The sequence below is a fragment of the Lacrimispora sanguinis genome, from assembly GCF_044987295.1.
GTDB classification, from domain to species: domain Bacteria; phylum Bacillota; class Clostridia; order Lachnospirales; family Lachnospiraceae; genus Lacrimispora; species Lacrimispora celerecrescens_B.
Map to the genome: position 1 here is coordinate 3397395 of NZ_CP173277.1, position 24356 is coordinate 3421750.

General features: G+C 44.7%; 24 protein-coding genes and 1 riboswitch. Of the genes, 17 read left to right on the top strand and 7 right to left on the bottom strand.

Annotated elements, in window-relative coordinates; all coding sequences use genetic code 11:
* Positions 1-57 precede the first annotated feature (57 nt).
* Both ACHZES_RS15770 and ACHZES_RS15775 read left to right on the top strand, forming a co-directional pair.
* Positions 58-1776: a sensor histidine kinase gene (locus ACHZES_RS15770; RefSeq protein ID WP_395547149.1), complete on the top strand. Its 1719-nt coding sequence runs from the start codon at positions 58-60 to the stop codon at positions 1774-1776.
* A 46-nt stretch (positions 1777-1822) separates the two neighbouring features.
* Positions 1823-2635 (top strand): response regulator, encoded by an 813-nt coding sequence (locus ACHZES_RS15775; RefSeq protein WP_038280206.1) that lies wholly within the window; start codon positions 1823-1825, stop codon positions 2633-2635.
* Positions 2636-2777: 142 nt separating this feature from the next.
* On the opposite strand, the gene rbr is transcribed toward ACHZES_RS15775, so the two are convergent.
* The 5 genes from rbr to ACHZES_RS15800 all read right to left on the bottom strand — a co-directional run bounded on the left by rbr (position 2778) and on the right by ACHZES_RS15800 (position 6202).
* Complete coding sequence (gene rbr, locus ACHZES_RS15780; RefSeq protein ID WP_154525081.1) at positions 2778-3314, bottom strand: rubrerythrin; 537 nt, start codon at positions 3312-3314, stop codon at positions 2778-2780.
* 89 nt (positions 3315-3403) lie between these two features.
* The gene (locus ACHZES_RS15785; protein WP_038280209.1) at positions 3404-3946 is read right to left on the bottom strand and encodes an NADH peroxidase; all 543 of its coding nucleotides are present in this window, start codon (positions 3944-3946) and stop codon (positions 3404-3406) included.
* Between the two features lie 111 nt (positions 3947-4057).
* Positions 4058-4453: a transcriptional repressor gene (locus ACHZES_RS15790; RefSeq protein ID WP_038280211.1), complete on the bottom strand. Its 396-nt coding sequence runs from the start codon at positions 4451-4453 to the stop codon at positions 4058-4060.
* A gap of 97 nt (positions 4454-4550) precedes the next feature.
* Positions 4551-5480, bottom strand: coding sequence for a LysR family transcriptional regulator (locus ACHZES_RS15795; protein ID WP_038280213.1), 930 nt, complete (start codon positions 5478-5480; stop codon positions 4551-4553).
* Positions 5477-6202 carry a phosphatase gene (locus tag ACHZES_RS15800; protein ID WP_395547148.1) on the bottom strand — a complete coding sequence of 242 codons (726 nt, stop codon included), beginning with the start codon at positions 6200-6202 and terminating at the stop codon, positions 5477-5479. Before ACHZES_RS15800 ends, ACHZES_RS15795 begins: the two co-directional genes overlap by 4 nt.
* A 174-nt stretch (positions 6203-6376) precedes the next feature.
* Here ACHZES_RS15800 and ACHZES_RS15805 point away from each other — a divergent pair, with 174 nt between their 5' ends.
* The 8 genes from ACHZES_RS15805 to ACHZES_RS15840 all read left to right on the top strand — a co-directional run bounded on the left by ACHZES_RS15805 (position 6377) and on the right by ACHZES_RS15840 (position 14665).
* Positions 6377-7309: a S1 RNA-binding domain-containing protein gene (locus ACHZES_RS15805; RefSeq protein WP_395547147.1), complete on the top strand. Its 933-nt coding sequence runs from the start codon at positions 6377-6379 to the stop codon at positions 7307-7309.
* A gap of 125 nt (positions 7310-7434) precedes the next feature.
* Positions 7435-8118 (top strand): GTP pyrophosphokinase family protein, encoded by a 684-nt coding sequence (locus tag ACHZES_RS15810; RefSeq protein WP_038280217.1) that lies wholly within the window; start codon positions 7435-7437, stop codon positions 8116-8118.
* Between the two features lie 122 nt (positions 8119-8240).
* Positions 8241-10040: a glycerophosphodiester phosphodiesterase family protein gene (locus ACHZES_RS15815; RefSeq protein ID WP_395547146.1), complete on the top strand. Its 1800-nt coding sequence runs from the start codon at positions 8241-8243 to the stop codon at positions 10038-10040.
* Between the two features lie 14 nt (positions 10041-10054).
* The gene (gene dtd, locus ACHZES_RS15820; protein WP_038280219.1) at positions 10055-10504 is read left to right on the top strand and encodes a D-aminoacyl-tRNA deacylase; all 450 of its coding nucleotides are present in this window, start codon (positions 10055-10057) and stop codon (positions 10502-10504) included.
* 33 nt (positions 10505-10537) lie between these two features.
* Positions 10538-11932 carry an aminopeptidase gene (locus tag ACHZES_RS15825; protein WP_154525077.1) on the top strand — a complete coding sequence of 465 codons (1395 nt, stop codon included), beginning with the start codon at positions 10538-10540 and terminating at the stop codon, positions 11930-11932.
* A 231-nt stretch (positions 11933-12163) separates the two neighbouring features.
* On the top strand, positions 12164-13258 hold the full coding sequence (gene tig, locus ACHZES_RS15830; protein WP_395547145.1) for a trigger factor: 1095 nt from the start codon (positions 12164-12166) through the stop codon (positions 13256-13258).
* Positions 13259-13286: 28 nt separating this feature from the next.
* Positions 13287-13871, top strand: coding sequence for a xanthine phosphoribosyltransferase (locus ACHZES_RS15835; protein WP_038280224.1), 585 nt, complete (start codon positions 13287-13289; stop codon positions 13869-13871).
* Positions 13868-14665 carry an HAD-IIB family hydrolase gene (locus ACHZES_RS15840; RefSeq protein ID WP_154525073.1) on the top strand — a complete coding sequence of 266 codons (798 nt, stop codon included), beginning with the start codon at positions 13868-13870 and terminating at the stop codon, positions 14663-14665. The genes ACHZES_RS15835 and ACHZES_RS15840 overlap by 4 nt, the downstream gene beginning before the upstream one ends.
* 85 nt (positions 14666-14750) lie before the next feature.
* Here ACHZES_RS15840 and ACHZES_RS15845 read toward each other — a convergent pair whose 3' ends face one another.
* Entirely contained in the window at positions 14751-16160 is a 1410-nt protein-coding gene (locus ACHZES_RS15845) for an NAD(P)/FAD-dependent oxidoreductase (RefSeq protein WP_154525071.1), read from the bottom strand.
* Positions 16161-16171: 11 nt separating this feature from the next.
* Positions 16172-16267, bottom strand: a riboswitch (purine riboswitch).
* Positions 16268-16518: 251 nt separating this feature from the next.
* Between ACHZES_RS15845 and ACHZES_RS15850 the strand changes: the two genes are divergently transcribed.
* The 6 genes from ACHZES_RS15850 to ACHZES_RS15875 all read left to right on the top strand — a co-directional run bounded on the left by ACHZES_RS15850 (position 16519) and on the right by ACHZES_RS15875 (position 22611).
* Positions 16519-17025, top strand: coding sequence for a tetratricopeptide repeat protein (locus tag ACHZES_RS15850; RefSeq protein WP_395547144.1), 507 nt, complete (start codon positions 16519-16521; stop codon positions 17023-17025).
* A gap of 214 nt (positions 17026-17239) precedes the next feature.
* Positions 17240-17806: an aminoacyl-tRNA hydrolase gene (pth, locus tag ACHZES_RS15855; RefSeq protein ID WP_038280227.1), complete on the top strand. Its 567-nt coding sequence runs from the start codon at positions 17240-17242 to the stop codon at positions 17804-17806.
* Between the two features lie 9 nt (positions 17807-17815).
* Positions 17816-21364, top strand: coding sequence for a transcription-repair coupling factor (gene mfd / locus ACHZES_RS15860; protein ID WP_395547143.1), 3549 nt, complete (start codon positions 17816-17818; stop codon positions 21362-21364).
* 131 nt (positions 21365-21495) lie between these two features.
* Positions 21496-21681, top strand: a complete 186-nt coding sequence (locus tag ACHZES_RS15865; protein WP_038280230.1) for a hypothetical protein — start codon at positions 21496-21498, stop codon at positions 21679-21681.
* Between the two features lie 194 nt (positions 21682-21875).
* A complete protein-coding gene (gene spoVT / locus ACHZES_RS15870; protein ID WP_038280232.1) occupies positions 21876-22424 on the top strand; it encodes a stage V sporulation protein T in 549 nt (182 codons plus the stop codon).
* A gap of 43 nt (positions 22425-22467) precedes the next feature.
* Positions 22468-22611: a hypothetical protein gene (locus ACHZES_RS15875; protein WP_025230366.1), complete on the top strand. Its 144-nt coding sequence runs from the start codon at positions 22468-22470 to the stop codon at positions 22609-22611.
* Positions 22612-22707: 96 nt separating this feature from the next.
* Here ACHZES_RS15875 and ACHZES_RS15880 read toward each other — a convergent pair whose 3' ends face one another.
* Entirely contained in the window at positions 22708-23688 is a 981-nt protein-coding gene (locus ACHZES_RS15880; protein WP_404820245.1) for a ComEC/Rec2 family competence protein, read from the bottom strand.
* Between the two features lie 213 nt (positions 23689-23901).
* Here ACHZES_RS15880 and ACHZES_RS15885 point away from each other — a divergent pair, with 213 nt between their 5' ends.
* Complete coding sequence (locus ACHZES_RS15885) at positions 23902-24294, top strand: MazG nucleotide pyrophosphohydrolase domain-containing protein (protein ID WP_038280238.1); 393 nt, start codon at positions 23902-23904, stop codon at positions 24292-24294.
* Positions 24295-24356: the final 62 nt, after the last annotated feature.

Consider the following 24356-nt stretch of genomic DNA (forward strand, 5'->3'; position numbering starts at 1 on the left):
AAGCATATAGATAACCGAAATGGATTTTAGAAAATACAGTTTAAAAGGTGCAGGCATATGGAGAAAAGAAAGCAAACATGTTTCAGGGATGAGATCCGGAAAAGTTTGATTTTCCATGCGCTTGTGCCTTGTTTTATATCACTGGTAGTGCTTCTTCTGGTGTTCACTGCCCTGGGATCCCAGCAGATCATAAGAAAAAGCAGAACCATGCTGGCGCATTTTTCCGGAGAATTTGAAGGGGTCATTACCAGCTATGTGGAAATGAATAAGAAGATGGCTCAGGAACTTGATATGGAGTCCTTTCAGGGGAAGCCTTCCTATAAGACGGAGACAGTGTCCGGCATTTATCGCTTCTTAAACGGCCAGAATTACAGGGGGAATTACTACCTTTTTGATGAGAACCGGAATGTGGTATTCTCTACGGACAGCCGGGCTAATGTGGTACAGTATATAGGGAATTATCTGCCGTGGAATACCACGGACCAGAAGTACAGCAAGAATGACTGTATATTTATCTATGACAGCACAGTGATAGACGGAAGGGCCCTTCCTGCATGGCTCATATTTGAAACCGTGGTGAAAGATGGAACACTAAAGGGATACAGCGGTTTTGTGCTGAAGGCCGATGCTTTTAAGGAGCGCCTGGGAAATATGGAACAGCCGGTGCTGATGGTCAATAAGTTTAACCGTGTATTTACAGATGGGACTTCACGGTTTCAGAATGACAGGGGAAAACTGGTGAAGGAATTCCGGGCTGGCAGGAACCTGGCGCGCTTTGGGAAACGATGGTATTATACGGCCGGACAATCTGTGCTGGGAGGGGAGGCCGCGGTACTGGTGGTCAACGACTGCACTTCTTTTGTACAGCTGTGCATCATGTCCTTAATGCTGGTGGCGTTCTTGGCTCTGGTGGTGGCGTTGGCAATTTACCGCAGTGCCGGTAAGGTGGCGGACAAAAAGACAGAGATTATATATGACCTCATAGGAGCCCTGGATCGGGTGGAGAAGGGGGATTTAGATGTGTTCTTAAATATTGCTTCCGGCGATGAATTCGAGCGGATCGGTCATTCCTTTAACACCATGATAGGCAGTATCCGCCATCTTCTGGTGCGTCACCAGGAGCTGGCCAGGGAGAACATGCTTGCTACGGTCCAGATCCTGGAGTCCCAGTTCAACCCCCATTTCCTCTTTAATACTCTGGAGTCCATACGGTATATGATAAAGTTTAAACCGGGGGATGCAGAGAAGATGATAGTCTGCCTTTCCAGGATGCTGCGCTACAGCATCCAAAACGGCAAGGATGTGGTAACTGTGAAGGAGGAGATGGATTTCATTAACCGGTATCTGCAGGTAATGCTTTACCGGTATGGAGAACGGCTTAAGTACAGTGTGGAACTGGAGGAGGAGAGCAGCCAGGCTTCCATACCCCGTATGGTGATGCAGCCCATAGTGGAGAATGCCATCAAGTATGGATTTGGGGAGGACCTGGACTGTCTGGAGATTTCCATCCGTACCAGGATACAGGATGGCGTGCTTTCCATCATCATATCGGATGACGGGGTGGGCATTCCCGAAGGACTTTTAAAGGAGCTTCAGTCGAATCTGGAATATCATCAGAACCAGATGGACCACATCGGTATCTATAATGTCCATAAACGAATCCGTTTGGTCTATGGAAATGAATACGGAGCCAGGATTGAAAGCGGGGTTAATAAGGGAACTGTGGTGACTCTCAGGGTTCCCTGTAATGGAAACAAAGATGATTCGCGTACATGAGGACTTGCATGTACAAATTTCAGAATACAGATTGGGGGAATCTGTAATGTTATTAAGAGTAGTAATTGTGGAAGATGAGGAGATCATCAGGAAGGGGCTTACCTTTGCCCTTAACTGGCTGGATATGGGGTGCGCCATTGTAGGTACGGCTAAGGACGGGGCAGAGGGACTGGAAACCATCCGCAGGGAGCAGCCGGATATCGTACTTACGGATATAAAGATGCCTAAGATGAACGGCCTTAAGATGGTGGAGAAGGCGTTGGAGGAGAGGCATTTCTACAGCCTGGTCCTAACCAGCTATTCGGAATTTGAACTGGCTCGTCAGGCCATCCATATGGGAGTCACAGATTATCTATTAAAGCCTGTGGACGAGGATGAATTGAAGGAAGCGATTGATAAGATCAGGCAAAAGATCGCCTATGCAAGCAAGTATGAGAAGATAGAGAAGATATCGCAGGACAGAATACTGACGGTTTACGATGAATGGAAAATATTTGACAGCGCCCGGAACAGCATAGACCCATATGTGAAAAAGACATATGAGCTTATAAAACAGCATTATAATGAGAAGCTGAGCATCAACGATGTGGCAGAGAGCTTAGGTGTCAGCTCCAGCTATCTTAGCAGGAAGCTGAAATCAGAACTTAACGCCACATTTGTAGATCTGCTGAACCAGTACAGGATCAGGAAAGCCATGAATATGTTAAACAAGGGAACTATGCGCATCTATGAAATATCGGATGAGTTAGGGTTTGGGGAGTACAAACATTTCTGCAGTGTATTTAAGAAGTATACCAATGTGACGCCCTCCGAGTTCTTAAAGAACGGAGGGGTGGCGGTGATGGGAGAAAAGGTATAAACATCGCTTAACCGGTTCCGGGCAGTAAAAATGCACCTTGATGAGCTTTAATAAGCTGTTTCAAGGTGCATTTTCCTGTTTACAAGCTATTTCTCTGGCTAAAATATTGCTTTAAAATCATTTTGCAGCATCCGGGATTTCATTAATAATTTTCTACTTTTCTTTCAAAATAAGCCTTCGGATGAGCACAGGTTGGACAAATTTCCGGAGCATCCGGTCCTTCATGGATATAACCGCAGTTGCGGCACTTCCAGCCAAGAGGAGCATCACCCTTAAAGGTCTTGTCGTTCTTTAAGCTGTCAAGCAGCTTTAAGTAACGTTTTTCATGAGCAGCTTCTACTTTTCCTACGAATTCAAATTTCAGAGCCAGTTCTTTAAAGCCTTCTGCTCTGGCATCCTCTGCCATTCTCTTATACATATCGGTCCACTCATAATTTTCACCTTCAGCGGCATCTGCTAAGTTTTCTTCCAAGGTACCAATACCATGCAATTCCTTAAACCACATCTTAGCATGCTCTTTTTCCTGGTCCGCAGTTTCTAAGTACAGGGAAGCCATTTGCTCATAACCGGCCTTTTTGGCAGCAGATGCATAATATGTATACTTGTTTCTTGCCATGGACTCGCCTGCAAAAGCGTCCTTTAAGTTCTGTTCTGTTTTTGTTCCCGCATATTTGGACATCGTATAAACCCTCCTGATTTGAATTTTGAATGATTAGTAAATTGCAAATTGGGGAGCGGTAGTTTATTCTGCCGCTCCCTAAAGGTGTATTAACCGAAGTATCTCTCTAATAAGCCCTTGAATGCTTTGCCGTGACGAGCCTCATCCTTTGCCATCTCATGTACTGTGTCATGGATTGCATCTAAGTTTAATGCCTTTGCACGTTTTGCAAGATCAAATTTACCAGCAGTTGCGCCATTCTCAGCAGCAACTCTTAACTCTAAGTTCTTCTTTGTGCTGGAGGTTACGCATTCGCCTAATAATTCAGCAAACTTAGAAGCATGTTCAGCCTCTTCGAATGCAGCCTTCTCATAGTATAAACCGATCTCAGGATAGCCCTCTCTGTGAGCAGCTCTTGACATTGCAAGATACATACCAACCTCAGAACATTCGCCTTCGAAGTTAGCTCTTAAATCCATCATAATGTCTTCCGGAGAACCCTGTGCAACACCGATTTCATGCTCGCAAGCCCATGACATATCGCCATCCTGTAACTTGAACTTTTCAGAACCAGCCTTACATACTGGACAGAACTCCGGAGCTGTCTCCCCTTCGTGAACGTAACCGCATACAGTACAAACCCATTTTTTCATGATCTTATGTCTCCTTTTTATTTATAATTTTTATAATTGTTATTGATGGTAATCGATAACAATAATGATTACTGATATTAATTTACCATAACTTTATCCAGGTGTCAAGTGTTATCGATAATTATTTTCAAAACAATCCTTGCAAGTCCCGTAGAAGTAAATCGTGTGACTGTCTACCGTGCCGTCCGCATGCTCCTGAGCCATATGGTTGATGTTCTCCATAGGATCTAGTGGCAGGTCACTGACCTTTCCGCAATGTTTACATACGAAATGGTAGTGAGGTGAAGTATCCGCATCAAAGCGGTCTGCGCCATCTCCGCATGTCAGCTTTTGGATTTCACCCAGCTCAACCAGAAGGTTTAAGTTGCGGTATACGGTTCCAAGGCTGATGTTGGGATATTCCTCACGGATCAATGTGTATAGAGCATCGGCAGTGGGATGGTCGTGCCTTGCCATTAGACAGGCTTTAATGGATTCCCGTTGACGGCTATACTTTAATGTTTTCATGGCCGCTCCTTTTCTAAAATAATAATTATATTAGTAATTGTTACTATTTAATAATAAAGGATTTCAGCCCTTTTGTCAATCTACAGTTATATTTTAGCTATATGTGCTCCCGTGCAATCCGTATGAACTCTTCCGTGGCCTGGGATAAATATCTGCCTTTGTAGCGGCCGAATGCCAGAACACCGTGACTGCGCCTGTAATTTAAAGAGAAAAAATGAAGTCCTGTTTTTTTCAATCCGGCATTTGGGCTTCCGGACATGAACATTTTGGGATAAAAGGTAATTCCCATTCCTTTGCCTGCAAGGGCAAGCACTGTTTCTATATTTTCTGTCTCCAAAAGAATAGAAGGAGTAAGCTGGGCATCCTCAAAGATTTCATCGGCAATGGTACGTACCCGGTTCCCCTTGTTGATGAGAAGGTAAGGGCAGTCCTTTAAAAGCTGCACGTCCGCATTTTCTTCCAGCACCTTTATCATCTCCTCCTGCTGTCCCGGAAAATACCGGTCCAGAATCTGGTCCGGAACCACAAGAAGGATTTCCTCTTCACAAATTGGAACGGTTTCCACATGATCGGCTTTAAAAGGAAGAAGGTCGATCATCAGGTCAATGTTCCCGTGGATCAGAGCAGCACTAAGTTCGGAGGAATTTCCCTCTACCAGATGGATTTCGATGTTTGGGAATTTTTCCTTATAAACGGGAAGAATAGCAGGGAGAAGGAAACGTCCCCTGGTATGGGAGATGCCGATGGAAAGCTGTCCTGTGGTAAAATCCTTGATGTCGGCAAGTTCCCGGTAAGTTTCATCCTTTAAGTCCAGCATCTGCTTTGCCCGGACCTTTAAGGCCCGTCCTGCGTAGGTCAGGGTAAGAGGCATAGTGCGGTTGAACAGCTGGACGTCAAACTCTTTTTCCAGATTGGAAATGTGGCTGCTTAGGGACTGTTGGGAGATGTACAGCTGTTTGGCGGCACGGGTGATATTTAACTCTTCCGCAACGGCCAGGAAATACTCCAGATTCAGGAAGTTAATCATAGATAAGCCTCCAGCTTTGGAATATAGGGAAGGAGCTTATTAAGAGAACTGTTTACAATAAGCTCTTCCGGGAAATTCACTTCTTTAATAAGCTCCAGGGCTCTTTCGTGGTTTCCCACATCCGCTTCCGTATGGGCATCGCTGTCAATGATGATGGAGGCCTGGTAGCGCTTGCAAAGTTCCAGCATGGTCCTGTAATTTTCCCCGGCATTCATTCTTGCACTTAAGGGATGAAGGGAACTGGAATTAAGCTCCAAAAGAGTGTGGTTCTCAGCGGCGGCGGAAACAAAGGTGTCATAATCCACCGGAAAACGGCTGTCATCAGGGTGGCCGATGATGTGGATCAGAGGATTTTCAATGGCTCCGAGATACGCTCTTGTATTTTCAGCGGAAGTTCCGCTCTTGTAGCAGGGTTCATGGAGGCTGGCAATGGAGTAATCTACTTTTTCCAGAAGACCTTTTCTCAAATCCACCCGTCCGGTGTGATCCATGATATTAAGTTCAACACCCATGAGTATGTTTACACCGTAGATTTTACGGGGGATCACTTTAAAATTTATAAAATAAAACTCGTGGCATGTTCCTGGCATCTTAGGTGCGTGGTCCGTAGAGCCCATGAGGGTGAGTCCCTTTTCAGAGGCAGACTTGGCCATCTCATATAAAGTGTTGTACGCATGTCCGCTGGCCACGGTGTGGGTATGCAGGTCCATTATGTCGTTCATGATTCTTGTCCTTTCTGTATCAGCGCCTGGGACTTCCCCAGTGGAAAATATTTCTTATATAATAAATATAACATATTTTTACTGAGAAAACTATAGTAATATCAGGCGGGATGTGATAAATATATAGATAGATTTTATGCGGAACTGAATGTATTATGAGCGGAGGAGATAACGATGAGCGAAGAGATGAAGCAAACAGACGTAAGGGAAGAAACAGTGGAAACTATGGCTGACTATGCCGCAGAGTTGGAAGCATCCTTTAAAAGGGTAAGAGAAGGAGATGTTCTAACAGGGACCGTTATTGGTGTAGATGAGGACAAGGTCACTTTGGATTTAAAATATTATGCGGAGGGAATCATTGATAAAGAGAATTTAAGCAATGATCCGGAATTTAACCTGCTTAGGGAAATCCAGCCTGGGGACGAAATCACGGCAACAGTCATAAATGCGAATGACGGGGAAGGTAACGTGGTTCTTTCCAAAAAGCTGGCTAATGATCAGCTGGCCTGGGAGACCCTTAGTTCCATGTTAAGGGAGCGTACCGTAGTTAGCGTCAAAATCGCTGAGATCGTAAAGGGCGGAGCCGTTGCCTATCTGGAAGGTATCCGGGGATTTATACCGGCTTCTAAGCTTGCGGGGGAATATGTGGAGGACTTAGAGGAATATAATGGAAGAACCATTGAAGTCACAGTCATCACCGCAGATGAAGAAAATAAGAAGCTGGTGCTTTCAGGCAAAGAGCCGGCCCTTATGAAACAGAAGGAAGAAACAAATAAGAAAATTGCAAAGTGCGAGGTAGGTTCCATCATGGAAGGAACGGTGGATAACTTAAAAGATTACGGCGCTTTTATTAACCTGGAAAATGGGCTTTCCGGACTTCTTCACATCTCACAGATCAGTACCCAGAGGATCAAGCATCCAGGAGTCGTGTTAAAGGAGGGACAGACGGTTAAGGTCAAGATCATATCCATTGCGGATAATAAGATAAGCTTAAGCATGAAGGCCCTCCAGGAGGAAGTGGAAACGGAAGAAGAAGTCTTTGATTACAAAGAGGAAGGTTCTGCATTTACAGGGCTTTCGGGACTCTTAAAGGGATTGAAATTTTAGAAATTAAGGAAAAAGAATATAAAATATCAGGTTTCTATGGTATACTATTCTTGAGGAGCAGGGGCTGCCGGGCGATGGGGCTGCCCCTGTCTCGCTGACTTGCGCGAGAGAGGGGGGAATGTGGAATGAATATTCCCAAATCATTTAATCAGGTCGATCAGTGGAAATCTGTGATGTTTTTGTATGACTCGGCATTAAAGGAAATCAGTACAAAAATTGAAATACTTAATAATGAGTTTGTGCATATCTACAATTACAATCCCATTGAACACATTAAGTCAAGGCTTAAGACTCCGGACAGCATAGTGAAAAAGCTGAAGCGGTACGACTATGATGTGACGATCGATAATATGGTGGAGAAATTAAATGATATTGCAGGGATACGAATCATTTGTTCTTTTACATCGGATATTTACCAGATTGCGGAGATGATAACAAAGCAAAGCGATGTCACGGTTCTCTATGTGAAGGACTATATTAAGTATCCAAAGCCTAACGGTTATAAAAGCTATCATATGGTAATAACCATTCCCATTTATTTGACGGATGGGCCGGTGGACACCAAGGTGGAGATTCAGATCAGGACGGTTGCCATGGACTTCTGGGCAAGCCTGGAGCATAAGATATATTATAAGTTTGAAGGCAATGCACCGGCCTACTTGCAGCAGGAGCTGAAGGCCTGTGCGGATGTGGTAAACATGCTGGATGGGAAGATGTTTTCCTTAAATCAGGCGATTCTGGAACTGAGTGAGGCTCAGCAGCGGGAGACAGCAGAAGAGGACATGATGGATGGAGACGATTTGACTTAAAAGATGGATGCAGCCTTGACGATTCCACTCGCTGAGGCTGCTTTTTACGCGAATACCGCGTCAGCTAAAAAACACCAAAAATATGTTTTTCTTAGTTATCTCCGCAAAAAGAAGGTTATAGCATGAGTACATTAACAAAAGACACCTGGAAGATTATAAAGTTCAATCAAAAGAATGCGTTTGTTTTTGAATTGCTGTTTCGGCTGGTCACCACGACCCTGTACCTGCTTCTCTTAAACAAAGGCCTTTTATTTGCGCTGCGCATGGCGGGATACAGCTATTTAACCGCTGCCAACATTGGCTATTTCCTGGTAAAGCCCTGGACGCTCCTTCTGATTGCGGCTATGGCAGTCATTGGTATCCTGATACTCATGCTGGAGACCGGCTGCCTTCTTACGCTGTATGAGGGAGCCTTCTACTCCCGGAAGCTGAAGATGGGGGAGATTCTTACAGGCGGATTTTTTAAGCTGGCCCATGAAATCCGCAGAAAAAACTGGCGGTTGGGGCTTCTCATTCTGGCTGATTATGGGCTTGTAAACTTATATCTCATATACCAGATGCTGACCCATGTAAAACCTCTTAATTTTGTTATATCCGAAATCTTAAATAATCCTGTGGGAAAGGCGTCTGTGGCCCTTTTCCTGGTTTTGCTCTTAGCGGTTGTCATTCCTGGAATCTATACCTTTCATGCATGTATGGTGGAGCAGAAGAATTTCAGGGATGGGTATTTTAGAAGCTTATGGCTGTTAAGACACCGGGTTTTAAAAGTTGTAATCCTTTTGACCATTTATTACGCAACAGCTGTGGTAGGCCTTTGGATTGTCTATGCATTCTGCGTGCTGATTGCAGCTGTGGGAGTTACCTTATTTACTGACAACAGCCTGGCCCTGGCCATCCTGCCGGCAGCATGCGGCCGGATCGAGCTGGTGTTGATTTTTTTAACCAGCATGTTCTTAACTGTGGGAAACTGGGGAGCATTAAGCGTCCAGTATTTCGGCTTTACCAGCAATTTTACAAAAAGGAGTAAAAGCAGCGATTATTCCGGCAGTAAGTATGGGGACAGGAAGCTGGCGGCCCTGTTCATGGCTGTGGCTGCGGCATTCAGCCTGTTTTCCATTTTTGGAGTGGTACGTAATGGTTCCGCAATTACCACCGACTTGCTCAGCGTAATTCAAATCACCGCTCACCGGGGCAGCTCTAAGGAGGCCCCTGAAAATACCATGGCCGCCATGACAAAGGCCGTTGATGACCTGGCGGACTTTGTGGAACTCGACGTCCAGGAGACAAAGGATGGCGTGGTGGTGTTGGGACATGACATCAGCTTAAAAAGAGTATCAGGAATAAACCGTACCATAAGCTCGTACACCTTTGAGGAATTGCAGCAGCTGGATGTGGGTAAGTGGTTTTCCGCTGATTATGAGGGCGAACGGATCCCGTCTTTAGAGGAGGTCATGGAATTCTGCAAGGGTCGGATCAATATAAATATTGAGATTAAGGATCTGGGAAATAGCAGTGAGCTGCCGGATAAGGTCCGGGACCTGATTGAGAAATACCAAATGAAGGAACAGTGCGTGGTGACCTCTGTCCGCATGTCCTATTTAAGCAGAATCAAGGAACAGGATCCTGAGATCCGCACCGGTTATATCATTTCCGCTGCCTATGGAGATTATTACTCCAGCGATGCCATTGACTTTATCAGCCTTCGTTCCAGCTTTGTCAGCGAAAAGCTGGTGGAAGCCGCTCATAAAAAGGGAAAGGCGGTTCATGCCTGGACGGTAAATAACAAAAGTGAAATGGAGCGGATGAAGATGCTGGGAGTGGATAATATTATAACAGATTACCCAGTGCTTGCCAGAGAGATTTTGTACAGGGAAGCGGCTACTGAAACCCTTTTGGAATACTTAAGACTGGTATTAAAATAGACAGGAGAATGGATATGAAGATTGTTTTGCAGCGGGTTGCCCATGCAAAGGTTACTGTGGATGGGCAGCAGATCGGCGCCATTGGGAAAGGCTTTCTGCTTCTTTTGGGAGTGTCCGATACAGATACGGAAGCCATTGCCGATAAAATGGCAGATAAAATATGCAAGTTACGGATTTTCGCCGATGAGAATGGGAAGACCAACCTTTCCCTGGCAGATGTGGGAGGGGAAATCCTGGTGGTCAGCCAGTTTACCCTTTATGCAGACTGCAAAAAGGGCAACCGCCCAAGCTTTACGAAGGCAGGAGGACCGCAGCTCGCAAACAGTCTCTATGAATACATGGTGGAGCGGTTAAAGACCTATGGAAACCAGGTAGAACATGGAAGCTTTGGAGCCGACATGAAGGTAGAGCTTTTAAACGACGGACCGTTTACTCTGGTCCTTGACAGCGATGAAATATGTTAATTAATTATCATAAAAATATGGAGGAATTACGAAATGGAAAAAACGAAAGGACAACAATTACAGGAGGAACTGACATTTAAATTTCCGCATATCGCAAAAGAAGCGCCTTATCAGCGTGAAGAGGCGGAGATGTTCTGCGAGGGCTATAAGAGATTTTTAGACAACGGAAAAACTGAACGGGAATGTGTCAGAGAGGCCGTGGCAATGCTTGAGATGCAGGGATATCGCCCCTTTGAAGCCGGAAGAAACTATAAAACTGGCGATAAAGTGTACTATGTGAACCGAGGCAAGGCCATCATTGCAACCACCTTTGGTAAAGCGGGAATGGAACAGGGTCTTCGCATCAACGGTGCTCACATCGATTCCCCAAGGCTTGATTTAAAGCCAAATCCAGTTTTTGAAAAAAATGACCTGGCTTATTTTAAGACCCATTATTACGGCGGAATCCGCAAATACCAGTGGGGAACGGTTCCCTTAGCAATCCACGGGGTGATCATTAAGAAAAACGGTGAGATTGTGGAATTAAACATCGGAGAAAAGGAAGGCGATCCCGTATTCTGCGTGACAGATCTGCTTCCTCATCTGGCGGGGGAACAAAATGACAGAAAATTAAGGGATGGATTAAAGGGCGAGGAGCTGAATGTACTCATTAGTTCCATTCCCTTTATTGACGAGGCGGAGCTTAAGGAACCTGTGAAGCTTCTGGCCTTAAAGCTGCTTAACGACCGCTATGGAATCACAGAAGCGGACTTCTTCCGTGCTGAGATTGAGCTTGTACCGGCTCAGAAGGCTTGTGACGTAGGACTGGATCATAGCATGATCGGTGCTTACGGACAGGATGACAGGGTATGTGCTTATACGGCTTTAATGGCAGAAATCGATGCAAACATGCCGGAGTATACGACTGTTACCGTACTTGCAGATAAAGAGGAAGTCGGTTCTGAGGGAAATACCGGCTTAGATTCCGATTTTGTACTTCATTACATTCAGGATCTGGCTGCTATGGCTGGGGTGGATGCAAGAAAGGTACTTAGAAATTCCATTTGCTTATCCTCTGATGTCAATGCGGCATATGATCCGACCTTTGGTATGGTATACGAGGACCGCAATTCCTGCTTTTTAAACAAAGGCTGCGTTCTTACCAAATACACCGGTGTCAGGGGTAAATCAGGATCCAATGATGCCAGTGCAGAGCTTATGGCAAAGATCATCGCCATGATGGAGCAGGAAGGCATTTACTGGCAGATCGGAGAGCTTGGCGCAGTCGATCAGGGCGGCGGCGGCACCATTGCCAAATATGTGGCTCATATGAATGTGGATGTGGTGGATTTGGGAGTGCCCATTCTTTCCATGCATTCCCCATTTGAGCTTTCTTCCAAACTTGATGTATACAATACATACAAGGCCTTCCGGGCGTTTTATAAATAATGGGGTAGTTCAGCCATGCTTCTGAAATTATCTGCATGGCTGAACGATGCCCCCACTTCATGCTTTTACATTTGAAACAGGGGACTTCTTGATTCGGTTAAATAATAACGGAATTTTGAAATTTTTGTTAATTTCGGGAAAAAGCTTTTTTTACCTTGCCCGATATGGTATAACTGACTGGAAGCACTTTTTTTATCAATTATTAAAAATAGAAAGAAAAAGGATCATATTATGAAGAAAATTTTTAAAGTTTGTATGTGCGGTTTGGTTGCAGCCACTCTTATTTCCGGATGCTCTAAAAAGCCGGCGGAAAAGCCTGCAGAAACTGAGACGGAAGCTACAGAAAGCTCAGCACAGGAAACTCTGGCTGTTGAGGATTTAACAGGCGTAGATAATGGTACCATCACCCTGGGAGACTACAAGGGAATTGAAGTGACCAAGGATCCGGTAGAAGTGACCGATGATGAAGTGAACCAGGCGGTTCAAAATGATTTATCTTCTAATGCAAAGGATGTGGAGGTTGACCGGGCTGTTCAGAAGGACGATGTGGTTAACATTGATTATGTAGGAACCAAAGATGGCGTAGCTTTTGATGGCGGAACCGCTCAGGGCTATGATTTAACAATTGGCTCCGGCCAGTTTATCGAAGGCTTTGAAGACGGCCTCGTAGGTGCGAAAAAGGGGGACAAGGTGTCCTTAAACCTTACATTCCCGGAAGGTTATCAGAATGCGGATCTGGCAGGAAAAGCTGTGGTATTTGAGGTAACTGTCAATACCGTTAAGGAAAAGCAGATTCCGGAATTAAACGATGCCTTTGTTCAGGAAACTACATCCTTTAAGACAGTAGATGAATACAAGGAAGACAAGAAACAGACTCTTTTAACAAATAAGAATGATGAAGCAGACCAGAAGATGAAAAGCGATATCTACACTGCCATCTTAAATGGTTCTAAAGTTGAGACAAAGCAGGAAGCAATTGATGCCAATTTCAATAACATAATTGCCAGATATACAAACCAGGCAGCAGCTTACGGTATGGACTTTAAAACCTTTGTAGGAGCATTTACCGGAATGGGCGAAGAGGACTTTAAGAACATCATCAAGACCCAGGCAGAGGCGACTGTAGAGCAGAGACTGATCGTAAACGCCATTGCGGAAAAAGAGGGTATCACAATTACAGATGAAGACCGTAAGGAAGTTGCAGAGCAGATGGGCTATGAAAGCGCTGAAAAGATGATCGAGACCGCAGGCCAGTTTGACGTAGATGATTATATTATGAACAATAAAGTAATGGATTTCCTGACAGAGAACGCAGTTATCAAATAATGAATAATTTACGATTGGGGGAACCTTTATGCAGCTTTTAAAGGACAGAATACGGAAAGATGGGAAGATTAAGTCCGGTGATGTACTGAAAGTAGACAGTTTTTTAAATCACCAGATGGATATCAAGCTGTTCGTAGAAATTGGAAAGGAATTTAAGAGACGCTTTGCCGATTATGAAGTCAATAAAATTTTAACCATTGAGGCTTCCGGCATTGGCATAGCCTGTATCGTGGCCCAGTACTTTGATGTACCGGTGGTATTTGCAAAAAAATCCAAGACCAAGAATATAGCAGGTGATGTATATACCACCCAGGTGGAATCCTTTACTCACGGAAGAACCTATGACATCATGGTTTCCAAAGAATTTCTGGGAGCCGGTGACAAGGTATTGCTGATTGATGATTTTTTAGCCAACGGGAAAGCCCTGGAAGGTCTGGCTGCTATCGTAAATGATTCCGGTGCAAAGTTAGTTGGTGCAGGAATTGTGATTGAAAAGGGCTTCCAGCCTGGAGGAGATCGATTAAGAGCGGAAGGAATCCGGGTAGAGTCCCTGGCCATTGTGGAGAGCATGGATGAAACAACAGGGACCATATGCTTTAGGGGTGACCGATGAGCGAGAATAGAAAGGCCTTGTTTTTCGATATTGACGGCACGCTTTTTTCCGAGGTGAACCGGAATGTGCCGGAGAGTGCGAAAGAGGCAATTTTACAGGCCCGAAAGAATGGTCATCTGGTCTTCATCAATTCCGGGCGTACGGATTGCCTGATCGGTTCCATCAAAGAGCTGATTAGAGTGGATGGCTACTGCTGTGGCTGCGGAACCCGCATTATAGCGGAAGACCAGGTTCTTTTCTCAGCATCGATTCCTCATGAGCAGGGGCTTGAGATTAAGCGCATCATACAGGAATATGACCTGGATGGAGTGTTAGAGGGAACAGAAAGCTGTTACTTCAGAAAAGGAATCTCCCGTCTTCCCCAGGTGGAGAGAATGAAGGAAATCGTTGAACGGGAGGGAAATTTATCTCCTTATAGTTGGGACGAGGACTGTTACGATTTTGATAAGTTCTGCGTATTTGCAGACGAAAAAAGTGACTTAAAGGGCTTTTCCCGGGCCTTGGGATTGGACTTTGAGATTATTGACCGGGGGAATGGATTTTATGAATGCGTTCCTTCCCAATATTCCAAGGCAACAGCCATTGAACTGGTTATTAAGCACTATGGAATTGCCCTGGAAGATGCCTATGTGTTTGGTGACAGTACCAATGATTTGTCTATGTTTGAATATGCAAAGAACTGTATTCTTATGGGGCATCATAGCGTGGAGCTTGAGCCTTATGCAACCTTTTACACCAAAAATGTAGAAGATGATGGAGTGGCTTATGCGATGAAGAAGCTGGGACTTGCTTGATTCGATACAGAAAAAAAGATGGAAGCATCAATAGATGCTTCCATCTTTTTATATATACTTACGTGAAAACCTTACTTTTTTATTCTTAGTTCATGGCTGCCAGAATGCTTCTGGCTACGCTTAAGCCGTTGGCAGATGCCTGCTGAAGCCCTCTTGTTACGGAGGCACCATCGCCGATGGCACGCAGGCCTTCTACGCTGGTTTCAAAGTCAGTGTTAACCACAACCTTATTGGAATAGAATTTTACCTCTACACCATATAAAAGGGTTTCTTCACTGGCAATGCCCGGAGTCACCTTGTCCAGTGCAAGAAGCATTTCTTTTATGTCAACCATAATGCGGTGCGGAAATACCAGGGATAAATCACCGGGAACCGCATCCTTTAAGGTCGGGATCAGGTTGTTGCGGCATAAGCGCTCCTCTGTGGTACGTCTTCCTCTTTGAAAATCACCAAAGGTCTGCACCAGGATCTTACCATCACAGAGCATGTTGCTCAGCTGGGCGATCTGCTTGCCGTATTCAATGGGGGTTTTAAATGGTTTTGTAAAGTTTTTGGATACCAGGATTGCAAAGTTGGTGTTGTTTGTCTTGTATTCCTGGGATTTGTAGGCATGTCCGTTGACAACCGCCAGCCCGTTTTCATAGTATTCTGTGGCTACCTCGCCGGAAGGGTTGGTACAGAAGGTACGAACCTTGTCATCAAAGGTTGGGGTATGGTAAACAAGCTTTGCTTCATAAAGGTTCTTGTTTAAGAATTCCATGACCTCGTCCCGGACCTCTACCCGGACTCCGATATCTACGGTTCCCACCTTCGTTTCAATTCCGTGGTTTTCGCAGATGTGGCTAAACCAGTCAGAACCTTCGCGGCCTATGGCGGACACGATTTCCGGTGCATAGCAGATTTCTTCCTTATCGGTAATGACACCGATTGCTTTATTATTTTCGATGATAATATCCTTTACCATCGTGTTAAATGCCATTTCAACCCCTTGCTCCAATAAATGCTCCTGGAGGCGGGTGTAGATTTTATAGCCTTCTTCCGTTCCCAAATGGCGGATGGGACATTCAATCAGCTTTAAGTTGGCTCCTATGGCTTTACGGCGGATTTCCTGGATCTCTTTTTGCTTGTCAACGCCGTAAACATTAGTGTCTGCGCCGAATTTCAAGTAAATGTTGTCTGATTCCTTAAGCAGCTCCACTGTCTTATCATATCCAAGTATTTCAGGGAGGTTTCCGCCAACATCAGGAGATAAGGATAATTTTCCATCGGAAAATGCTCCGGCTCCTGCAAAGCCTGTGGTGATGGAGCATGGTTTGCAGCCTACGCATGTTTTTGTTGTCCGTTTCGGACAGGTCCGGTTTTCAATCCGGCGGCCCTTTTCGATCATAAGAATCTTAAGATCCGGCTTTTTTTCGATCAGCTCATAGGCACAGAAAATACCTGAGGGGCCTGCACCAACGATGATGACGTCGTAATTGTTTGAAACATCCTTCATGAACATCACTCCTTTTTCCTTCTAACCCTTATAGTCAACTATTATGGTAGTTGGTAGAAACGCTCAACCGATTATGAACTTATATAAGCGCAACAGCTTTATTCTATCATAGTGGATACGAAAAAGACAAGAGATATCCATTTATCGGAGGAACTTTTTTATATGTATTTTGTTGATCTTAATTATCCACAGTGAAGGATTCCCTTGATTCCATATTTATATACCTGAAGGCAATAGTTCGTCCTTGCACCTGGCCTGAATGTTGAGTATACTTATTCTTAGGTAAATTCTTTTCCGTGCTTATTATGTTAATGGCACGGGGGTGAAAAGTTTAATAACTTATGTAGGGGGAAATTAAATGCCACAAGCTAAAACATTTATTCGTAAAACCGCCTGGATATCAATATTTCCACAGTTAGCTGTAATGGGAACATTAATGTTTGCCTTTAGTTTATTTATTAGACCAATATACATAGATGTCATTCTTGGGTCAGCTACTTACCTGGTATTATCTATGGTATTGGAGCGAGGTATCGCACATAATCATAGAAAAGGAATTTCGCTAACAAAAATGGGAAATTATACTCAAGCAATTGAAGAATACAAAAAAAGCTATGATTTGTTTTGCAAGCATTCATGGATTGATAAGTATCGTTATATTACGTTATTATCTTCAAGTAGTTACTCTTATACGGAGATGGCATTAGTCAACTTGGCTTTTTGTTATTTACATTGTGAAAACGTTGAGCTTGCGAAACAATACTATCAGAAGACACTTAAGCTCTTCCCAGATAATGAAATGGCTATAAACGTTTTAAATGCGATAAAATCCTTTGAAAGTAAAACTGACAATTTAACTACTTAACGACCGTTGCTCTGGAAGGAGTTAAAGCTGGATGCTTTTATAAAATAAAAAAGCTGCGTTAGCCTTTACATCTTAAGATCCAACTGTTAAAATAAAAAAAGCAGCGTTAGACCCCCCCATTTTGGGAAATCTAACGCTTTTCGGGCGTTTGAAACCCCTAAAAAGTCATGAATCGGAACCGTAATTAATATAGACAATAATAAGGAGAATCATCATGTATATCATCGCAGGATTAGGAAACCCCACCAGGGAATATGAAAAAACCAGGCACAATGTAGGGTTTGAAGCTGTGGACGTTCTGGCGGACAAACTGGGGTCCAGGGTAACGGAAAAAAAGCATAAGGCATTCTATGGAACCGGAAGGATCGGATTGGAAAAGGTTATTTTATCGAAACCACAGACCTTTATGAATCTAAGCGGAGAAAGCATCCGGGCTATGGCAGATTTTTACAAGGTGGAACCGGACCACATCATCATTATCTGCGATGATATCAACTTAGCGGAAGGCCAGTTGAGAATCCGGGCAAAGGGAAGTGCCGGAGGCCATAACGGCTTGAAGAACATCATAAGTCATCTGGGAACTCAGGAATTTTTAAGAATCCGGGTGGGAGTAGGTGAAAAGCCAAAGGAAATGGACCTGGCAGACTATGTTTTGGGCCGCTTCCCAAGGGAACAGGCAGCGATCATGGACCAGGCGTATAAGGATGCAGCAGAAGCAGCTATTATGGTGGTTACAGAGGGTGCGGAAGCAGCGATGAACCATTTTAACAGGAAGAAGTAAGGAGATTTCATGAGTGATCTATTTGAAAAACCATTGAGGGAATTAAAGGATTTTGAGGACCTTTCCGGTGATCTGTTAAAAAGGGCCGGACCTGTCATGGCCAGCGGTTGTATGGATTCCCAAAAGGTCCATCTGATGTATGAATCAGCAAAGCAGGAAGGCTTAAGGCTGGTGGTTACTTATGATGACACCAGAGCAAGGGAGATCTATGAGGACCTGCGCTTCTTTGATCCTGATGTTTGGCTGTATCCAGCCAGGGATCTTCTGTTTTTCAGCGCGGACATCCACGGAAACTTACTGACCAAGCAGCGTATGACCGTGTTTCGCCATTTAATGGAGAAATCCTCCGGCTGGGTTGTCACGACCTTTGACGGACTTATGGACCACCTTCTCCCGTTGGAGTATCTTAAGAAGCAGGTGCTGTCTGTGGAAGGCGGTCAGACCATTGACGTGGAAAAGTGGAAAAAGCGTCTTACAGAGCTGGGATATGAGCGTATGGGACAGGTAGATGGCATGGGCCAGTTCTCCATCAGGGGCGGAATCATTGACGTGTTCCCCTTAACTGAGGAACTGCCGGTGCGCATTGAACTATGGGATGATGAGGTTGACTCAATCAGAACCTTCGATATTGAGAGCCAGAGATCTATTGAGCAATTAGAAAGCATACGGATCTATCCTGCCACGGAAATGGCACTGACAGGGAAACAGATCCAAGAGGGAATCGAAGCCCTTGAAAAAGAAACAAAAAAATATGAGAAGGATTTAAGGGCTCAGTCAAAAATCCAGGAGTCCGCCAGGATCCGTTCCATTATATCCGAATTTTTGGAAGGGCTTAAAGAAGGTTTCCGGCAGCATGGGTTGGATGGCTATATTCATTATTTTTGCCAGGAGAGCGTGTCTTTTCTGGAGTATTTTCATGGAGAAAACTCGGTTATGTTCTTGGATGAGCCGGAACGGCTTAGGGAAAAAGGGGAGACCGTTGAAATGGAGTTCCGGGAAAGCATGATACACCGCCTGGAAAACGGCTACCTCCTTCCGGGACAGACCGGCCTTCTTTTTTCTGCAAAAGAGATGCTGGCCAGGGTTCAGACTAAGACCACTGTTTATTTGACCGGCCTTGAGCAAAAGCTCTCCGGTTTTTCAGTAAAAAACCGCTACAGCTTTCAGGTGAAGAATGTGAATTCCTATCAGAATGGGTTTGAGCTTTTGATAAAGGATTTAACCAGGTGGAAAAAGGACGGATACCGGGTAATCCTTTTGTCTGCTTCCAGAACCAGGGCCAGCCGCCTTGCAGGAGATCTAAGAGAATATGATCTGCGGGCCTACTGTCCTGATGATGGCGGAGAAGATCAGGAGGTGAAGCCAGGGGAGATTCTGGTCACCTTTGGAAACCTTCATCGGGGCTTTGAATATTCTATGATAAAATTTATCGTCATAACGGAAGGCGATATGTTTGGGGTGGAGAAAAAGAAGCGGAAACGGAAAAAGACCTCCTATGAAGGAACAAAGATCCAAAACTTTTCCGATCTTTCCATTGGTGATTACGTAGTCCATGAGGAACATGGTCTTGGTATTTACCGAGGGATCGAAAAAATCGAGCAGGATGGAGTCATCAAGGATTACTTAAAGGTAGAATATGCTGACAACGGGAACTTATATCTTCCTGCGACAAGGCTTGACGGAATCCAGAAGTATGCCGGCGCTGAGGCGAAAAAACCCAAACTGAACCGGCTGGGAGGGGACCAGTGGAACAAAACTAAGACCAGGGTAAAAGGCGCGGTAAAAGAGATTGCAAAGGAGCTGGTGCAGCTCTATGCGTCCAGGCAGCAGACCCATGGATTTCAGTACGGAGAGGATACGGTCTGGCAGAAGGAATTTGAAGAAATGTTTCCTTACGAGGAGACTGATGATCAGTGGGATGCCATAGAGGCGACCAAGACGGATATGGAGAGCAGAAAGATTATGGACCGTCTGATCTGCGGGGACGTCGGCTACGGAAAGACGGAAATCGCCTTAAGGGCCGCATTTAAGGCGGCACAGGACGGAAAACAAGTAGTCTACTTAGTTCCCACAACCATTCTGGCTCAGCAGCACTATAATACCTTTGCCCAGCGTATGAAGGATTTCCCTGTCCGGGTGGATTTAATGTCCCGTTTCCGGACTCCGGGGCAGATGAAAAAGACCCTGGAGGATTTAAAACGGGGTCTGGTTGATATCGTGATCGGAACCCATAGGGTTTTGTCAAAGGATGTACAGTTTAAGGATCTGGGCCTTTTAATTATTGATGAGGAACAGCGTTTCGGCGTGGCCCATAAAGAAAAAATCAAGCAGCTGAAAGAAAATGTTGATGTGCTGACTTTAACAGCTACTCCCATACCACGGACCCTGCACATGAGTCTGGTTGGAATCCGTGACATGAGCGTGCTGGAGGAGCCGCCCGTGGACCGTATGCCAATACAGACCTATGTCATGGAGCATAACGATGAAATGGTGCGTGAGGCCATTCACCGGGAGCTTTCCCGCGGAGGACAGGTTTATTATGTATATAACCGGGTAGGCAACATCGACGAGGTAGCAAACCACATTGCCAGTCTGGTGCCTGAGGCGGCGGTAACCTTTGCTCATGGGCAGATGCACGAGCATGAACTGGAACGGATCATGTTTGATTTTGTCAACGGTGAAATTGATGTCCTGGTCTGCACCACCATCATTGAGACCGGACTTGATATTGCCAATGCCAACACCATGATCATTCAGGATGCGGACCGTATGGGTCTTTCCCAGCTTTATCAGCTTCGTGGACGTGTAGGCCGTTCCAGCCGGACTTCCTATGCATTTTTGATGTATAAGCGGGATAAGCTGCTTAAAGAAGAGGCGGAAAAACGTCTTCAGGCTATCCGTGAATTCACAGAACTGGGCTCCGGGATCAAGATTGCCATGCGGGATTTAGAGATCCGGGGAGCAGGAAATGTTTTGGGAGCGGAACAGCACGGACATATGGAAGCGGTAGGTTATGACCTTTATTGCAAGCTCTTAAATCAAGCGGTTTTAGAGCTTAAGGGACAGAGAAAAGAAGAGGAAAGCTATGAAACCGTGGTGGACTGTGATATTGATGCATACATCCCCACTTCCTATATTAAGAATGAATATCAGAAACTTGATATTTACAAGCGGATTTCCAGCATTGAGAATGAAGAAGAATATATGGATATGCAGGATGAGCTGATGGATCGCTTCGGAGACATTCCTAAGCCGGTTGATAACCTGCTTAAGGTGGCTGGATTAAAGGCTCTGGCCCATAGCGCCTATGTGACTGAAGTTAATATCAACCGTCAGGAGGTCCGCCTGACCATGTATAAGAATGCTAGGCTTAAGGTAGAGGGGATTCCGAAGATCATTGATCAGTACCGCGGGGATTTAAAGTTCCAGATGGGAGAAGTACCGAGGCTTACGTATCTTGACAGAAAGAGGAATCAGACCACCGATGTCATGATCAACCAGGCTGAAGTGATATTAAAGCAAATGTTGGAATTGTCAGAAAAGAATGAAAAAATGTGAAAATTGACTTCTAAAATACCGTTAATCTAGTTGATTTTTGTCTTATTTGTGATATAATAATAGTAGAAGAAGGGCTTTTGTCCCAGATGCTTTCTTTGTTCCCATTAATGTTTCGGAGAAAGGTGGTAGCTATGGACGTTTTAGGTATGTATCTTCTACAGAGAGTTTCAAATGAATTGACGATTCAAAAATATGGTTCTTTTGAAAACCATTTTGTAACCCCCGTTCCAGATAGCGCGGCTGCAAAAGCGGCCCATGAGGGATATCTGTCATCCTCAAAGCAAATATTACGCCGTGTCAGACAGGGTGACTTTTAAACTGGGATAAGAAAACCCCGGCTTCTTCAAGGAAAATACTAAGTCTGATTAGAAAATCAGGGCTCGACTTTTTTTAACAGGTCGGCCCTGATTTTAAATTTTGGGAAAAATGGCAGACTTAAGTATAATCTGTTGCTTTCGTAGCAAAATAATATCAGTGATATAAAAACGCACAAGATGGAGGAATTTTTATTATGAAAGCAACTGGTATTGTAAGAAGAATTGACGACCTGGGACGTGTAGTGATACCAAAAGAAATTAGAAGGACGCTCCGGTTAAGAGAAGGGACTCCGCTTGAAATATTTACAGATAGGGAAGGAGAAATCATTTTAAAGAAATATTCTCCGATGGTAGAACTTACTGCTTTTGCATCCCAATATGCAGAAGCCATGGCTCAGACTACCGGACTTACCGTATGTATAAGCGACCGAGATCAGATTATTGCAGTGGCAGGAGGCTCTAAGAAGGAGCTTATGCAGAAAACCATTAGCAAGCAATTGGAGAACCTTATCAATGAACGCACGGTCGTAGTGGCCGGAAAAGATGACAAGGGCTTTATTCCTCTGTCAGGAGAAACCCTGGAAGGGATAACAGCTCAGGTGGTGGCTCCCATTATCTGTGAGGGCGATGCAATTGGAGCGGTAGCCTTATTGAGCAGAGAACCCAGAGCACGTTTTGGAGATATGGAGACTAAGCTGGCTACAACAGCAGCCGGATTTTTAGGTCGCCAGATGGAAGGCTAGTCTTGCTGCCAACTATCATACATGAATCAGGAGGTGAACAGAAATGAAGGTTTTTGTACCGGAGGAAGATGATTACAACGATGGCGATATTCCGGAAATTGATACGGAACCATACAAAGATGGATCCTATGTAGAACCATTGCCGGAATCGGAACGGCCAAGGAGAGATGGCCCGGGGGGAAATTAACCTGCCTCTCCGTTAGGAACCCATAGACAGTAAGTAAGTGAAGGAATGACAAAAAAAGAAACGGCAGATGCCGTTTCTTTTTTCAAATGAAATCTGTTAATAGATGATCTGGTCTCCGTCCTTAATGCAGTAATTTACTTTTACTCCCAGCTCTTCCATCCATTTCCTGGTTTCAAGTGTCTTCCAGTCACCGCTGCCGATTCCGCCGCCGTTGTCGTTATTCCACAGCCAGAGCGGACAGGGCCAAAGGGCGATTTGAGGTTTAATGATAGCATATACGTCCTGGTTAACCCCATACTGGCCGTGATGAGCCATCTGAACGATATCGCTTTTTAAATCTTCTGCGCTGCGTTCTGCAGCCAGGAGTTCACCGGCCTCGGGCCCCATATCGCCCAGTACCAGGATGCTTACGTTATTTAAGAAAAATTTATAAGCAACGGAGCTGTTATTAACGGAGGTGACATCCAGAAGATAGGGATTGTTTAAAACCCTTGCTTTAATCTGGCCCAGCTGGATTTCCTGATCCTTCTGTACGGTGTGGAGCTTTTCGGCAGGGAGCGTTGCAAGGGCTGATATCAGCCTGCTCACCATACTGTTACGGGAAGGCTCAACTTTCTCATACCAGGCCGGGTCCGCCAGAGAATAATAGACGTTATCAATGGTGATCTGGCTGTCCGGATTCTCCAGGATCTGAACAAGTGCCCCCACATGGTCTGAATGAGGGTGGGTAATAAACCATCCGGATACATGTCCGCCCTTGGAACGGAGCACTTCCGTCAAGTGAGCCGCATCGATATCCCAACCGCCGTCAATGACTACAAGGGTTCCGTCCTTGTCTTGTAAAATCATGGAAAGCATTTGCCGGTTGTCGTAATCCGAAAGTAAGGATAAGCTGCCGCCGTTAAATATTTTGCTTCCCGGTCCGATATTAAGAGCCGGCCCAAAGCCCATGCCCCGCATAGTCAGCTCTCCGGCTGAAACGCTGGGTGTTAAGAGCTCCGTGGTAAAAGCGGTAAATACAATGTTTAAAAATAGTACACAAGCTGCTATTTTTTTCCATATGCTGAAATTTTTCATGGCTACCTCCGTTTTCATTTGTATCATTTACTTCATGAAGGAAAACAAAACATTGCCTCAGTGAAGTAAAGAATAATCCTTATTATTATATAAGAACAAGCTCTTTTTTAACAGGGGGCAGAAACAATTGTCAGAAAATCTTCAGAATTAAAAAAAGCATAATTCCGTAGGCTGCCGTGTCATGGTATAATAACGGCAAAAGGAGGCCGAGTCATGTATACTTTTGAAGATTTAGTAAATATTACAAATAAACTCCGATCCGAAAAAGGCTGTCCCTGGGACAGGGATCAGACCTATGAGAGTCTGAAAAAATGCCTGGAAGAGGAAAGCGGAGAGGTTCTTGATGCCATTGATCATGAGGATATGGAAAACCTTTGCGAGGAACTGGGAGATATCCTGTTTCTGGTAATGCTTTACAGCCAGATTGCAAACGAGCGGGGAGACTTTTCCATTGATGATGTGGTAAACGGAATCTGTAAAAAAATGATACGCAGACACCCCCATGTTTTTGGCGGCGAAAATGCAGGTTTGCAGCAGGAGGGACAAGCACTTTGGGATGCGATAAAAAAGCAGGAGAAAGCCCTTCAAAAGAGCGAAAAACCTTGACAAAAACGGGAGAAACAGCTATAAATGATATAGTAATCGTGTTATGCGAAAAATCGTAGCCT

Coding starts and splice junctions, on each gene's coding strand:
- ACHZES_RS15770 (WP_395547149.1), top strand. CDS start 58: ATGGAGAAAAGAAAGCAAACATGTTTCAGGGATGAGATCCGGAAAAGT.
- ACHZES_RS15775 (WP_038280206.1), top strand. CDS start 1,823: ATGTTATTAAGAGTAGTAATTGTGGAAGATGAGGAGATCATCAGGAAG.
- rbr (WP_154525081.1), bottom strand. CDS start 3,314: ATGTCCAAATATGCGGGAACAAAAACAGAACAGAACTTAAAGGACGCT.
- ACHZES_RS15785 (WP_038280209.1), bottom strand. CDS start 3,946: ATGAAAAAATGGGTTTGTACTGTATGCGGTTACGTTCACGAAGGGGAG.
- ACHZES_RS15790 (WP_038280211.1), bottom strand. CDS start 4,453: ATGAAAACATTAAAGTATAGCCGTCAACGGGAATCCATTAAAGCCTGT.
- ACHZES_RS15795 (WP_038280213.1), bottom strand. CDS start 5,480: ATGATTAACTTCCTGAATCTGGAGTATTTCCTGGCCGTTGCGGAAGAG.
- ACHZES_RS15800 (WP_395547148.1), bottom strand. CDS start 6,202: ATGAACGACATAATGGACCTGCATACCCACACCGTGGCCAGCGGACAT.
- ACHZES_RS15805 (WP_395547147.1), top strand. CDS start 6,377: ATGAGCGAAGAGATGAAGCAAACAGACGTAAGGGAAGAAACAGTGGAA.
- ACHZES_RS15810 (WP_038280217.1), top strand. CDS start 7,435: ATGAATATTCCCAAATCATTTAATCAGGTCGATCAGTGGAAATCTGTG.
- ACHZES_RS15815 (WP_395547146.1), top strand. CDS start 8,241: ATGAGTACATTAACAAAAGACACCTGGAAGATTATAAAGTTCAATCAA.
- dtd (WP_038280219.1), top strand. CDS start 10,055: ATGAAGATTGTTTTGCAGCGGGTTGCCCATGCAAAGGTTACTGTGGAT.
- ACHZES_RS15825 (WP_154525077.1), top strand. CDS start 10,538: ATGGAAAAAACGAAAGGACAACAATTACAGGAGGAACTGACATTTAAA.
- tig (WP_395547145.1), top strand. CDS start 12,164: ATGAAGAAAATTTTTAAAGTTTGTATGTGCGGTTTGGTTGCAGCCACT.
- ACHZES_RS15835 (WP_038280224.1), top strand. CDS start 13,287: ATGCAGCTTTTAAAGGACAGAATACGGAAAGATGGGAAGATTAAGTCC.
- ACHZES_RS15840 (WP_154525073.1), top strand. CDS start 13,868: ATGAGCGAGAATAGAAAGGCCTTGTTTTTCGATATTGACGGCACGCTT.
- ACHZES_RS15845 (WP_154525071.1), bottom strand. CDS start 16,160: ATGAAGGATGTTTCAAACAATTACGACGTCATCATCGTTGGTGCAGGC.
- ACHZES_RS15850 (WP_395547144.1), top strand. CDS start 16,519: ATGCCACAAGCTAAAACATTTATTCGTAAAACCGCCTGGATATCAATA.
- pth (WP_038280227.1), top strand. CDS start 17,240: ATGTATATCATCGCAGGATTAGGAAACCCCACCAGGGAATATGAAAAA.
- mfd (WP_395547143.1), top strand. CDS start 17,816: ATGAGTGATCTATTTGAAAAACCATTGAGGGAATTAAAGGATTTTGAG.
- ACHZES_RS15865 (WP_038280230.1), top strand. CDS start 21,496: ATGGACGTTTTAGGTATGTATCTTCTACAGAGAGTTTCAAATGAATTG.
- spoVT (WP_038280232.1), top strand. CDS start 21,876: ATGAAAGCAACTGGTATTGTAAGAAGAATTGACGACCTGGGACGTGTA.
- ACHZES_RS15875 (WP_025230366.1), top strand. CDS start 22,468: ATGAAGGTTTTTGTACCGGAGGAAGATGATTACAACGATGGCGATATT.
- ACHZES_RS15880 (WP_404820245.1), bottom strand. CDS start 23,688: ATGAAAAATTTCAGCATATGGAAAAAAATAGCAGCTTGTGTACTATTT.
- ACHZES_RS15885 (WP_038280238.1), top strand. CDS start 23,902: ATGTATACTTTTGAAGATTTAGTAAATATTACAAATAAACTCCGATCC.